Origin of the sequence: Roseburia sp. AF25-13LB, from assembly GCF_003478915.1 — a bacterium.
Lineage (GTDB): Bacteria > Bacillota > Clostridia > Lachnospirales > Lachnospiraceae > Roseburia_C > Roseburia_C amylophila.
The window spans coordinates 43237-57586 of record NZ_QUFO01000008.1 but is presented as its reverse complement, the minus strand read 5'-3'; the positions used below and the strand labels follow the sequence as shown (position 1 = coordinate 57586).

Below are 14350 nucleotides of genomic sequence, written 5' to 3'. Positions count from 1 at the left end.
AGATATGCAAAAAGTCTGAAAAACAACAGAAAATTCAGATGAGATGGAGGTGACGGTATGAATGAACAGGAGATTTTAACCCAGTTAAGAAAAGCGGCGGAAGAGATAGAGATACCAGAGACTCTGAAACCGGAACAGATAGAAAAACAATTACAGGAACAGAAAGCAAAACAGCAGCAGGAAAATCAGCACTTGGAACCGAAAAAATCGAAGAAAATAATTCCATGGCGCAGACTTGGAAGTATGGTGGCAGTGCTGGCACTGGTAGTATGCAGCGGAATTTATATAACAGTGACCCGTTTCGATAAGAATTCCGGTACAGGGCAGACGGATTCCGTAGCAATGACAGATACGCAGCAGACTGTGGGAGAAGCAGATGAAACAGGGTATGTGGATGTGGCAGCTCTTGGAACAATGTATCATCCTGCATCGGATTATAAGGAGGTATATCAGACCCTTCTTAAGGGGTATCAGCAGAATTGGATAGAAGATCTGGAAACAAGTGCGGAGACAAGCGAAGCTGCATCGGGAGCAATGAATTCCGGCAGTGACGAATATTACTACAGTGATGAAGCTAAGTACGGAAGTGCCGATGCCGATTTGCTGGAGAGCAGCAAGGAAGGCGGAAAAGATTATTCTACGACAAATCTGCAGATGGAAGGTGTAGACGAGAGTGATATTGCTAAAATTGATGGCAGTTACATTTATACGGTAGAGGATAAATACATTGTTATAACGGATATCCGGGATGGAAAATTAGAAGAAGTAACACGATTTCTCCCGAAAGACTGTGGCGCAGCAGACCGGGTGATGGAAATTTATGTGGATGGAGACCAGCTGATTCTGGTTGTGCAGGGCTATGAGACATCCTTGGGCGAAAGCAGCAAAGCTGGCTCTGATAAGGAAAACTCAGATAAAGAAAGCTCAGATGAAGAAATTGCTGTATCAGATGCTTCTGAAGACAGTGCATTCTGCTATAAAATGAATGGAAAAAGCACCACACAGATTCAGGTATACAGTATCGTAGACCGCAGGAATCCGGAATTTGAAGGAAGATTAATCCAGGATGGTTATTATAATACTTCCCGGAAAATCGGAGATGTAGTCTATCTTTTTACACAGTATCATATGACATCCGATGTGGTGGGATATGTAGAAAAGGAATATACCTCAGTGATTCCGAAGGTAAATGGAGAAAAGGTTGCCGCCGGTGAAATTTATCTGCCGGAGTCATCAGGAGAAAGTGGTATACTGGTTTCTTCACTGGATGTAAATAAGCCGGATAAAGTGCTGGACAGTAAGCTTGTAATCTCTGGATATGCCCAGACTTATATCAGCAAAGATGCCCTGTATTTATATGAGGAAGATTATGATGGGGCAATGATTACCAATATTGCAAAATTTGCACTGGATGAGGGCAGAATCAGTGGTGTGGCGGCAACGGCAGTAAGGGGTTATGTCAGAGATACCTTTGCAATCAATGCCAGTGATGGATATCTCAGGGTATTGACCACCGATTATAGTACAGAGGATGAGGTGAATGCACTTTATATTCTGGATGAGAACTTGAAATTAACCGGACAGTTGACGGGCATTGCACCGGGAGAAGAAATCTATGCCGCCCGCTTTATGGGAAACACTGGTTACTTTGTAACCTACCGGAATACCGACCCGCTGTTTACCGTGGATTTATCAGACCCGGCAAAACCGGAAATTATCGGCGAACTCAAGGTGACCGGCTTCTCCGAATATCTGCATTTCTGGGATGATACACACTTACTGGGAATCGGCTACGAATCTGATGAGAAGACCGGAAATATAGAAAACATTAAGATTTCCATGTTTAATATAGAAAATCCGGGAGAAGTAATCGAAGAGGCAAAGCTGGTATTAAAGGATGTAGATTATAGCGAAGCATTATATGATTATAAGAGTGTCATCATTTCAAAGGATAAGAATTTAATCGGTCTGGTTTGTGAGGATTATAGCGGCAGCGGAATAAAACAGACCTATCAGATATATTCCTATGAAAACGGAGCCTTTAAGAAACAGGCAGAAATTCCGGGTATTAACGGAGCCAATTACGAGAATGTCCGTGGAATGTATAGTGGCAATGTATTTTACCTCTGGATTTATGATAACATTACATCCTATGACATGACCGATGGATTTAAAAAGATAAAGGAGCGGGAGTGATTCTTGCAAAACTTTCCCGATAGCTTTATAATGACAGTATATGTGCCGGGTGGTGGTATGAAAATATCATCACCCGGCAACTTATGCAGAATCGGTGACTGCGAAATGGAGAAATGATAAATAGGGATGTCTGTTTTCTTAATACTTGTCAGGATGCAGTCTTCTGTTCGCCTGTAGACGAATACATTTGCGCAGGCTGCTAGGGGCTCTTAGAATTTTGGTAATACCAGGCAACGCTGGTACAGGGATGTACCAGCGAGGTGCAGAGGAACATGGATGTGACTTTGCACCGTTTGCCATATATAAAAGAATTGTCCTAAAATTATTAGAGCCCCTTGCAGCCGGAGTGGTATTCGCTATAGGTGAACAAAAGGCGCATCCCGTCAAAGCAGTGGTAAGATATCCTTATTATCATTTTCCATTTCGCAGCAGCCATAACAACAAGTGCAAGGGAGAATAAACATGCAATATAGAGAAAATCCGGGAAACAAAGACCAGCTGTCCATCTTAGGCTATGGCTGCCTGCGTTATTCTAAGAAAGGAACCGCAATCGACCAGGAAAAGGCAGAGCGGGAGATGGCAGCGGCAGTGGAAGCCGGGGTCAATTATTTTGATACCGCATATACTTACGGTGGAAGTGAAGCCTGTCTGGGAAAATTTTTGGCAAAAGGCTATCGGGATAAAGTGAAGATTGCAACCAAACTGCCGCATTATTACATAAAAGCAGAAGGGGATATGGAACGGTATTTTAAGGAGCAGTTAGAACGCCTTCAGACGGATCATGTGGAATATTATCTGATGCATATGTTAAATGATATTGCAGCATGGGAGCGTCTTACAGAACTTGGTATACAGGACTGGATTGCAGAGAAGAAACAATCAGGACAGATTGGAAATATCGGTTTTTCTTTCCATGGAGGAGCAAATCAGTTTAAGAAGATTATAGATGCTTATGACTGGGATTTCTGCCAGATACAGTATAACTATATGGATGAGCATACCCAGGCAGGAACAGAAGGCTTAAAATATGCAGCAGCAAAGGGAATTCCGGTGATTATCATGGAACCGCTGCGGGGAGGAAGACTGGTCAACGCACTGCCAAAGGATGCCAGAGCCATATTTGCATCCGCAGAACCACATCGTTCCCCGGCAGAATGGGGACTCCGCTGGATATGGAATCATCCGGAAGTAACTGTGGTACTTTCCGGAATGAATGATATTGCACAGGTAGAAGAAAATGTGCGGATAGCATCGGATGCCACAGCAGATGCATTAACAGAGAAAGACTTGGAAATCTTTGAAAAGGTAAAGAAATCCATTAACCAGCATATGAAGGTACCTTGTACCGGCTGCGGCTACTGTATGCCATGCCCGCATGGAGTAGATATTCCAACCTGTTTTGCAGCATATAATACACGCTATACCGACAGCTTTTATTCCGGTATGAAGGCATATATTATGTGTACCACTTTAAAGACAAATCCGACCAATGCTTCAAAATGCCGTCAGTGCGGAAAATGTGAGAAACACTGCCCGCAGTCCATTGCCATCCGGCAGGAATTAAAACAGGTGGCAAAGAAGATGGAGAATCCGGTTTATAAGGTAGCAAGGGCGATTTCGAAGCACATTGGAAAGTATTAGAAAAAATATTATGAAATTTTGTAAAAAATAAAGGAAATTTGAAGGTGGACACAGAATTATAATAGCAGAGGTCGAATGACGTCCTCATAATGGTAAAGATGATGGCAGTGCATTTACATCATGAAATGGTGATGTGACAGGAAGGGAGAAGATAAGGATATGACAATTCGGGAACGGATGGAGCGCATGGAGCATGAGATGTTAAGCCCTTATGCAGCATTAAGCGAGAATTCCAAAGGACGGGATTATCCGGAGGCACCTTGTGATATACGTCCCGTATACCAGAGAGACAGAGACCGTATTCTCCACTGTAAGGCATTCCGCCGTCTGAAGAATAAGACGCAGGTGTTCTTAACACCGAAGGGTGACCATTATCGTACCCGTATGTCGCATACCTTAGAGGTATCACAGAATGCCAGAACCATTGCAAAGGCACTGCGGCTGAATGAAGATCTGGTGGAAGCCATTGCATTAGGGCATGATTTGGGACATACGCCATTTGGTCATGCCGGAGAGCGGGTGTTAAATGAACTTTGCTCCGGTGGTTTTAAACATAATAAACAGAGCGTACGTATCGTAGAAAAATTGGAAAAAGGCGGACAGGGACTGAATCTGACCTGGGAAGTGCGGGATGGCATTTTAAATCATCAGACCAGTACGATGCCGCATACACTGGAAGGCAAAATCGTCCGTTTCTCCGATAAAATCGCCTATATTCATCATGATATCGATGATGCGGTGCGTGGAAAGATAATGGTGGAAGAAGATATTCCAATTGAGATACGGAAGGTATTGGGAAAGAATTCGGCAGACCGGCTGGATACACTGATTCATGATATTATTACCAACAGCATGGATAAGCCGGATATCATTATGTCCGATGAAATTTTCCAGGCAATGCAGGATTTACGGAAGTTCATGTTTGTAAGCGTATATACCAATTCCATTGCCAAAGGCGAAGAGACAAAGGCAGAAGGCTTACTCAGCAAACTGTTTACATATTATATGGAACATCCGATGACAATGCCGGCGCAGTATACCGATATGATTGCAGAAGGCGAAGAGGAAGAACGGGTAGTATGTGATTATATAGCAGGAATGACCGACCAGTATGCAATTGCCAAATTCTCAGAATATTTTGTACCGAAGGCTTGGCAGGTGAATTAAGGAATGGCATATTATTCAGATGAATTAATAGAAGAAGTACGTTCCAGAAATGATATTGTAGATGTGATTTCCGGATATGTACGGTTGACAAAAAAAGGCAGCACGTATTTTGGACTGTGCCCCTTCCATAATGAAAAGACAGGTTCTTTTTCCGTATCACCGAATAAGCAGATGTATTACTGCTTTGGATGCGGAGCAGGCGGAAATGTATTTACTTTTCTGATGCAGTATGAGAACTTTTCATTCCCGGAAGCGATGGAGGCATTGGCAGAGCGTGCCGGAATCGAACTGCCGAAGCAGGAAATGAGTGCCCAGGCAAAGAAAGAAGCAGACAAACGCCAGATTCTGTTAGAGATTAACAAGGCAGCTGGCAAATATTATTATATGCTGCTGAGGAGTGGACACGGAAAACAGGCGTATGAATATTTTAAAAAGAGAGAATTATCGGATGCCACCATGCAGAAGTTTGGGCTTGGCTATTCGGATAAATACAGTGATGATTTGTACCGCTATTTAAGAAAGCTTGGATATGATGATGCAATCTTAAAGGAATCCGGTCTTGTGTCCATTGACGAAGTCCGGGGTGGACATGATAAATTCTGGAATCGTGCCATGTTTCCGATTATGGATGTGCATAATAAAGTAATCGGATTTGGTGGACGAGTCATGGGAGACGGCGAACCGAAGTATCTGAATTCGCCGGAGACCAAAGTCTTTGATAAGAGCCGGAATCTGTATGCATTGAATTTCGCAAGACAGACCAAGAAACCGCAGATGCTCTTATGTGAAGGCTATATGGATGTGATTGCGCTGCATCAGGCAGGCTTTGACAATGCAGTGGCATCCTTAGGAACCGCGTTTACCAGTGGACATGCCAGTCTGCTGAAGCGATATACGAAGGAGGTTTATCTTACCTTCGACAGCGATGGCGCCGGAATTAAGGCGGCACTTCGTGCAATCCCGATTTTAAAAGAAGTAGGGCTGACTGCCAAAGTCATCAACATGAAGCCGTACAAAGACCCGGATGAATTCATCAAGGCACTTGGAGCGGAAGAATACCAGAAGCGGATTGATGCGGCAGAAAACAGCTTTATGTTTGAAATCAGGATTTTAGAGCAGAAATATGATATGAAGGACCCGGAAGGAAAGACCGCATTCCAGACAGAAGTGGCAAAGAAACTGCTTGATTTTACCACGGAACTGGAACGGAACAATTATATGGAAGCTGTGGCGGATAAATATCATATGAGCTTTGAAGCACTCCGGAATCTGGTAAACCAGCTGGGCACCCAGGGAGGACTTGTAAAAGAGCGGACACCGCTTAAGAGTGGGCTGAATGAGAAGAAGCATAAGAAAGAGGACGGCATGAAGCAGTCCCAGAAATTGCTTTTGACCTGGCTCATAGAATATGATAATCTGTACGATAAAATCAAAGATATCATTACACCGGAAGATTTTACGGAAGACATTTTCCGTAAGGTGGCAGAGCTTCTTTATGAGCAGAAGAAGTCGGGTACTGTCAATCCGGCACAGATTATTAGTTTATTTGCAGAAGAAGAGGAACAGCGGGAAGTTGCAGAGCTCTTCCATGCGAGAATCCATGAAGTAGATTCTGCTGCAGAGCGGGATAAGGCGTTAAAAGAGACGATTCTGCGGGTGAAGGATAACAGCATCTCCTGCCGTTCGGCACACTTAGAACCTACGGATATACAGGGCTTGCAACAGATTGTGGCAGATAAGAGAACCTTGCAGAATATGGAGAAAATGCATATTTCTATAGATTGAGGACAAAATACTATTTAGTCCCGTTTATATGACGAATCATGAGAGGATGAACAAGAAAATGGATGAAAAGATGGAAAAGACTACGAAAAAGACAACAAAAGCTGCAAAAAGTGCTCCGGCAGCAAAAGACGAAAAGATGAGCATTGAGGAGAAAAAAGCAAAATTGCAGGAAAAACTCCAGGAACTCCTTGCACTGGCAAAGAAGAAAAAGAACAGCCTTGAGTATCAGGAAATCAGCGAGTTCTTCAAGGACATGGAACTGGATGCAGATGAGTTTGAGAAAATCTTAGACTTCCTTGAGACCAATAACATTGATGTGCTTCGAATCATGGATGATGACGATATCGATGACGATATCATCTTAGATGACGAAGACGAGGTAGAGGTAGAAAAGATTGATTTATCGGTACCGGACGGCGTATCCATTGAGGATCCGGTCCGTATGTATTTAAAGGAAATCGGTAAAGTACCTCTTTTAAGTGCAGAAGAAGAAATCGAGCTGGCAAAGAGAATGGAATTAGGAGACCAGGAAGCAAAGAAACGTCTGGCAGAAGCCAACCTTCGTCTGGTGGTAAGTATTGCAAAACGTTATGTAGGACGTGGTATGTTATTCTTAGACCTGATTCAGGAAGGTAACTTAGGTCTGATTAAAGCCGTTGAAAAATTCGATTACCGGAAAGGCTATAAGTTCTCTACCTATGCAACATGGTGGATTCGTCAGGCAATCACAAGAGCCATTGCAGACCAGGCAAGAACCATCCGTATCCCGGTTCATATGGTTGAGACCATCAACAAACTGATCCGCGTTTCCAGACAGTTACTGCAGGAGTTGGGACGTGAACCGACCCCGGAAGAGATTGCAGCAGAAATGAATATGCCGGTAGACCGTGTACGCGAAATCTTAAAGATTTCCCAGGAGCCGGTTTCTTTAGAGACTCCAATCGGTGAAGAGGAAGATTCCCATTTAGGAGACTTCATTCAGGATGATAATGTACCGGTACCTGCTGATGCAGCAGCATTTACCCTGTTAAAAGAGCAGTTGGAGGAAGTGCTTGGAACACTGACCGAGCGGGAGCAGAAGGTATTAACCCTTCGTTTTGGTCTGGAAGATGGACGTGCCCGTACACTGGAAGAAGTTGGAAAAGAATTCAATGTAACCAGGGAGCGTATCCGTCAGATTGAAGCAAAGGCACTCCGTAAACTGCGTCATCCAAGCAGAAGCCGCAAATTAAAGGACTATCTGGAGTAATATATGAATAAACTTTCAAAAAGAATGCAGGCAGTTGCAGCATTGGTTCAGAATACCACCTGCCTTGCAGATGTAGGATGTGACCATGGTTATGTTCCGATTTATCTGATTCAGTCAGAATGTATTGGGCATGCCATTGCAATGGATGTGAACCGGGGTCCGCTTCTTCGGGCAGAGGAGCATATCCGGGAAGTTCATTTAGAAGATTACATAGAAACCAGATTGTCCGATGGACTTACGGCACTGGCTCCATCCGAAGCCGATGGCGTGGTAATCGCCGGAATGGGTGGAGCGTTGACAAAACGGATTCTTGCAGAGCATCCGGAAGTCTGGAAGAAGATGAATAATCTTGTGTTACAGCCACAGTCTGAAATAGAAGAGGTACGCCGTTATATTTATGCGGAAGGCTTTCACATTGAAGAAGAAGATATGGTGGAAGAAGAAGGCAAATATTACGTGATGTTAAGATGCGTACCGGGAAAAGCAGCACCGTTGACGGATGTTGCTTTTCGTTATGGTGGATATTTATTGCAGACAAAAAATGAAATATTAAAACAATATTTAACAAAACAGAGACAGCAGTTCTCGGAAATCTTAAAGAAACTTGAAATCCAGAAGCTTATGCCGGAGCAAACTGTATTGCAGAAACCAGAATTGCTGCAACAATCTGCAACGCAACAGGATGAATTGCAGCAGAAAGAAGATGGCAGTACAAGACGCTTTGAACGGCAGAAAGAACTGGAAGAGAAACTTGCAATGATAGAAGAAGCAGAGCGTATCATGGGAGAAAATATATGAAGTGTGAACAGATACGGGAAATATTAGAGACACTTGCTCCTGTAGCAATGGCCTGTGAATGGGATAATCCAGGATTTCAGGTCTGCAGATGGGGGAAAGAGATAAACAGTATCTATCTGGCGGTAGATGCAACCGATGAAGTAATTGCGGAAGCAAAAGAACTTAAGGCTGATATGATACTGACGCATCATCCGTTAATCTTTGGTGGAATAAAAAATATTCTTACCAGTGATTTTATCGGCAGAAGAATTTACGGACTGGCACAGCAGGATATGGTTTACTGTGCGATGCATACGAATTTTGATATCTGCGTCATGGCGGACCTTGCAGCAGATTACATGGAACTAATGGAGACAGAACCATTGGAAGTAACCGGGGAGTGGCAGGGAAAATCCTGTGGTATCGGTAAAGTAGGAATGCTGCCGCAGCAGATAAGCCTTGAGGATTGCGGCAGGATTGTAAGAAGCCGGTTTCAGACAGAAGCGGTAAAAGTATTTGGTGATACCAGCCGCATGGTACAGCGTGCAGCAATTTGCCCCGGCTCCGGAAAGAGTGAAGTGGATGAAGCGATTGCAAAGGGTGCCCAGGTGTTGATAACGGGAGATATTGACCACCATACGGGAATCGACGCAGCAGCCCGAGGCTTAAGTATCTTAGATGCAGGACATTATGGATTGGAGCATATTTTTGTAACCTATATGGCAGAATATTTCAAGGAAAAATTACCGGAACTGAACATATACAGCCAGAAGTTACAATCTCCGTTTTCCTATATTGTATAAATAGTAATCAAAGAAATGGGGGACTACTATGGGAGAAATTAGATGTAGAATTAATATTCACGGAAATGTAAGGGAGTATGTGCCGGAAACCACATACAAGCAGCTTGCCAAGGAATATCAGAAACAGTTTTCGGATGATATTGTCCTGGTGCTGGTGAACAACCGCCTGCGGGAGCTGCGTGAGAAGGTAGAATCGGGAAATCTTACCTTTATTACAACAGCAGACAAGGATGGAAGGAAAGCATACCGGAGAAGTACGGCGTTACTGATGCAGAAGGCAGTGCATAATCTTTATGGGGAAGAAAAGATTACGGTCCGTATCATGCATTCCATTGCCCAGGGATATTATTGTGAACTGAAGCGGAATGAGGAAAAGAACGGAGCATCAGAGCAGGCAGAATGGGTAGCTGTCGATGAACAGATGTTAAGGAATTTAAAGCAGGAGATGCAGCGTCTGGTAGAAGCCGATTTTCTGATTGAAAAGCACAGTCTGCCGACGGCAGATGCAGTAGAACTCTTCCGGAGACTGGGAATGACCGATAAAGAAAGACTGTTCCGCTACCGGAGAAGCTCAAGAGTCAATATTTATGAGCTGGATCATTACAAAGATTATTTCTATGGATATATGGTACCGTCTACCGGTTATCTGAAATATTTTGACCTGACATTATATAAAGAAGGTTTTATGCTACTCTTTCCGGGAAAAGATACCAGGACGGTGGATGTTTTTGCCCCATCGGATAAACTGTACCTGACACTGGAAGAAGCGTCAGAGTGGGGACATACCATGGGAGTAGGAACCATAGGAGCTTTGAATGATGCAGTTTCTGCCGGCAGAATACAGGAAATAATTCTGATACAGGAAGCTCTGATGGAACAGAAAATAGGACAGCTGGCAGAGCAGATTAAAGAGGGACATCATAAGAAATTCATTATGATAGCAGGTCCGTCCTCTTCCGGGAAGACAACGTTTTCCCACAGGCTGTCCATACAGCTTGCCGCCCATGGCATGAAACCGCATCCGGTTCCGCTGGATGATTTTTATGTAGACCGGGATAAGACACCGAAAGATGCAGATGGAAAACTGGATTTCGAATGCCTGGAGGCATTGGATATTGACCGTTTTAATAATGATATGACAAGTCTTTTAAATGGAGATGCAACGGAACTGCCGGTATTTAATTTTAAAACCGGAAAACGGGAAGCAAAAGGCAGAATGATGCAGCTTGGAGAGGAAGATGTACTTGTTATTGAAGGCATCCATGGACTGAATGACAGGCTTTCCTACTCTCTGCCGCAGGAAAGCAAATTCCGTATTTATATCAGTGCGCTGACCCAGCTGGATATTGATGAACATAACTGCCTGCCGACGACAGATGGCAGACTGATCCGGAGAATTGTAAGGGATGCAAGAACCAGGGCTACATCAGCGAGGGAGACCATTGCCATGTGGGATTCGGTAAGGCGGGGAGAAGAAAAAAATATCTTCCCATTTCAGGAAGGTGCTGATGTAATGTTTAATTCAGCTTTAATTTATGAACTTGCTGTGCTAAAACAGTATGCAGAGCCATTGCTGTTTGCAATTGAACGGGACTGCCCGGAGTATCTTGAAGCGAAGCGGCTGCTGAAGTTCTTAGATTATTTCCTTCCGGTACCGGCAGATAATATCAATAACAATTCGATTATCCGTGAGTTTATCGGTGGAAGCTGTTTTAATGTCTGATATAGAAGCTATATGAGGGATAGACCGTGTTTCTTGTACAAAAGAGACATTTGTCTATCCCTGAATTTTACTTAAAAACACAAAAAAATAGACAAAAATTACGAAAAAAAGCGAATAAAAATAGAAATTTTGTTGAAAAGCATATAAAGAATGGCTATAATAAAATAATGATGATTTTTGTCACATCATGATATGTGAAGAATGATTTGGAGAGTGGCAGAGAATGGAAAGCAGACAGAAGAAACGTCTGGGGGATATGCTGATTGAGGAACAGATTATTACAGATGAGCAGCTCTCAGATGCATTAGAGAAGAAAAAGGGGACTACAAAGCGGCTGGGTGAGGTTCTGGTAGAGCTGGGTTATACCAATGAGACGGATATTGCCAAGGCACTGTCAAGCCAGCTTGGACTGGAAATAGTCTCGCTTAGTGGAATACAGATAGAAGAAAATGTGCTAAAGCTGGTGGACGTGGCAGTTCTGAGAAAATATGTCATGGTACCAATTGGCTTTTCACCGAATAATATGAATGAAGTCCGTGTGGCAATGGCCGACCCGATGGATATGCGTGGAATTGATGATTTTTCTATTATTACTAATCTGCAGGTCGCACCGGTAATTGCCACAACCCATGATATTATGCTTACCCTTGACCGTTTCTATGGAAGCAGTGAAGCAAGGAAGGTGGCTGAGGCATATGCACTGGAGCGCCGGCAGGAAGAGCAGAGGGAACAGGAGAAGGAGAATGATGAAGATATTGCAAATTCCCCGATTGTCCTTCTGGTAAATGCCATGATTGAGCAGGCAGCAAGACAGCGTGCCAGTGATATACATATAGAAGCATTGGAAAGCCGTGTAAGAATCCGCTACAGGATTGATGGTGTGTTATATGAGAAGGCGAGCTACGACATCCGGCTTCTGAATGCAATTACAGCACGTATCAAGATTATTGGCGGCATGGATATATCAGAAAAAAGAAAACCACAGGATGGACGAATTACCCTTGTGGTAGATCGTGTGGAATATGATATCCGTGTATCAATCCTGCCAACGGTTTATGGAGAGAAGTGTGTACTTCGTCTTGCACAGAAGAAAGCACTGACCAAGGATAAGAGGGAACTTGGATTTACCCCGGGGGAGCTGGAAAGCTTTGATCGTATGTTAAAGCATCCGAATGGAATCCTTTTGGTAACAGGACCAACCGGAAGTGGTAAATCAACGACGCTTTACACAGCACTTTCTGAACTGAATACAGAGGATATTAATATTATCACAGTAGAAGACCCGGTAGAGGCGAATCTGGACGGCGTCAATCAGGTACAGGTAAATGCCAAAGCGGATATGACCTTTGCATCTGCACTGCGTTCAATCCTGCGACAGGATCCGGATATTATCATGATTGGAGAGATCCGAGACGAAGAAACTGCAGAGATTGCGGTACAGGCTTCTATTACTGGACATCTGGTAGTAAGTACCCTGCATACCAACAGTGCGGCAGGAACCATTACCCGAATGTTAAATATGGGCGTAGAGGGATACCTCCTTGCGGATTCCATAATTGGTGTAATTGCCCAGCGTCTGGTGCGGAGACTCTGTCCGAACTGTAAACAGCCGCATAAGCCGACAGAATACGAACGCAAGCTTCTGAATCTGGATGATTTGGATGAGACGATGATTTTTGAAGCAAAGGGCTGCCCGATGTGTGCCAATACAGGATATAAGGGCAGAATCGGTGTCTATGAGATGATGGAAATCAGCACGGAAATGAAAGACGCTATAGCAAAAGATGCTTCCACTGCCGAAATCAAACATCTGGCAGTAGAAAATGGAATGGAAACTCTTGCAGCGGGAGCCAGACGTAAAGTTTTAGAAGGAATTACTTCTGTGTCAGAGCTGGTGGGAGTATCTGCTGAGGATTAAGGAGAACTGGGGATTTTACAATGAACAGAATAGAAATGTTTTTGCGGGAAGGAAATGAAAAAGGGGCATCCGATATCCATCTTGCACCGGGAAGCCCGGTGATGTTCCGGATTGATGGAGAACTGGTTCCTGCATCAGATGAGAAGATAAAACCATTTGAAATAGAAGAAATGATAGAACCGCTGTTGACGGAAGAGCAGAAGGCAGAGCTGAAGGAAAATGGAGAACTGGATTTTGCGTATTCTATCGCAGGCTTTCACAGGGTGCGTTTTAATGTGTTCCGTCAGAGAGGTACTTATGCGGTAGCACTCCGTATACTCTCGTTTGAGATACCGGAAGCAAAGCGGCTTGGTATTCCACCATCTGTGGTTGACCTGACCAACCGCAAGCGTGGGCTGGTATTGGTAACAGGACCGACCGGAAGTGGTAAATCTACCACACTGGCGTCTTTGATACATATTATTTCTGAAACATATGCTAAGACAATTATTACACTGGAAGACCCGATTGAGTATTTGCATCCTCACAGCAAGTCAATTGTATTGCAGAGGGAAATCGGTTACGACAGTAAGAGTTATGCGTCAGCACTTCGCGCCGCATTGCGTGAAGACCCGGATGTAATTCTGGTGGGGGAGATGCGTGACCTAGAAACAATCAGTATTGCGATTACGGCGGCAGAGACCGGACATCTGGTATTTTCAACCCTGCATACCAACAGTGCAGCAGCAACCATTGACCGTGTCATTGACGTGTTTCCACCGCATCAGCAGCAGCAGACCAGGATACAGCTGTCAGGTGTTATTGAAGGAATTATCGCCCAGCAGCTTCTGCCGAAGGAAGGCGGCGGACGTGTGGCAGCTTACGAGGTCATGCTTGCCACTCCGGCAATCCGTAACCTGATACGTGAAGGAAAGAGCTTCCAGATACAGTCTATGATACAGACCAGCAAGAAGCTTGGCATGCAGGCAATGGATGATGCTATTTATGACCTTTATATGCAGAATAAGATATCAGCAGAAGATGCCGTAAGTTTTGCACAGGAGCCGGCAGTTATGCAGCAGAAGGTAACGCTATTCTAAACTGCGGAGCAT

General features: G+C 44.0%; 11 protein-coding genes. All 11 read left to right on the top strand.

Annotation, left to right across the window (positions count from 1 at the left end; translation table 11 throughout):
• Nucleotides 1-57: 57 nt before the first annotated feature.
• The 11 genes from DWY37_RS11450 (at nt 58) to DWY37_RS11400 (ending at nt 14338) form a co-directional block, all read left to right on the top strand.
• Nucleotides 58-2196 (top strand): beta-propeller domain-containing protein, encoded by a 2139-nt coding sequence (locus tag DWY37_RS11450; protein ID WP_118541414.1) that lies wholly within the window; start codon nt 58-60, stop codon nt 2194-2196.
• 217 nt (nt 2197-2413) lie between these two features.
• Nucleotides 2414-2656: a hypothetical protein gene (locus DWY37_RS11445; protein ID WP_118541416.1), complete on the top strand. Its 243-nt coding sequence runs from the start codon at nt 2414-2416 to the stop codon at nt 2654-2656.
• A gap of 2 nt (nt 2657-2658) precedes the next feature.
• Nucleotides 2659-3837, top strand: coding sequence for an aldo/keto reductase (locus tag DWY37_RS11440; RefSeq protein ID WP_118541418.1), 1179 nt, complete (start codon nt 2659-2661; stop codon nt 3835-3837).
• 159 nt (nt 3838-3996) lie between these two features.
• The gene (locus DWY37_RS11435) at nt 3997-5004 is read left to right on the top strand and encodes a deoxyguanosinetriphosphate triphosphohydrolase (protein WP_022244023.1); all 1008 of its coding nucleotides are present in this window, start codon (nt 3997-3999) and stop codon (nt 5002-5004) included.
• A gap of 3 nt (nt 5005-5007) precedes the next feature.
• Entirely contained in the window at nt 5008-6789 is a 1782-nt protein-coding gene (gene dnaG / locus DWY37_RS11430) for a DNA primase (RefSeq protein WP_117698070.1), read from the top strand.
• 136 nt (nt 6790-6925) lie between these two features.
• A complete protein-coding gene (gene rpoD / locus DWY37_RS11425; protein WP_117698098.1) occupies nt 6926-8038 on the top strand; it encodes an RNA polymerase sigma factor RpoD in 1113 nt (370 codons plus the stop codon).
• Nucleotides 8039-8041: 3 nt separating this feature from the next.
• Nucleotides 8042-8836, top strand: coding sequence for a tRNA (adenine(22)-N(1))-methyltransferase (locus tag DWY37_RS11420; RefSeq protein WP_117698071.1), 795 nt, complete (start codon nt 8042-8044; stop codon nt 8834-8836).
• Complete coding sequence (locus DWY37_RS11415; protein WP_117698072.1) at nt 8833-9618, top strand: Nif3-like dinuclear metal center hexameric protein; 786 nt, start codon at nt 8833-8835, stop codon at nt 9616-9618. Before DWY37_RS11420 ends, DWY37_RS11415 begins: the two co-directional genes overlap by 4 nt.
• Nucleotides 9619-9646: 28 nt before the next feature.
• The gene (locus tag DWY37_RS11410; protein ID WP_117698073.1) at nt 9647-11341 is read left to right on the top strand and encodes a nucleoside kinase; all 1695 of its coding nucleotides are present in this window, start codon (nt 9647-9649) and stop codon (nt 11339-11341) included.
• A gap of 223 nt (nt 11342-11564) precedes the next feature.
• On the top strand, nt 11565-13259 hold the full coding sequence (locus DWY37_RS11405; protein WP_117698074.1) for a GspE/PulE family protein: 1695 nt from the start codon (nt 11565-11567) through the stop codon (nt 13257-13259).
• A gap of 20 nt (nt 13260-13279) precedes the next feature.
• Nucleotides 13280-14338, top strand: coding sequence for a type IV pilus twitching motility protein PilT (locus DWY37_RS11400; protein ID WP_117841989.1), 1059 nt, complete (start codon nt 13280-13282; stop codon nt 14336-14338).
• Nucleotides 14339-14350: the final 12 nt, after the last annotated feature.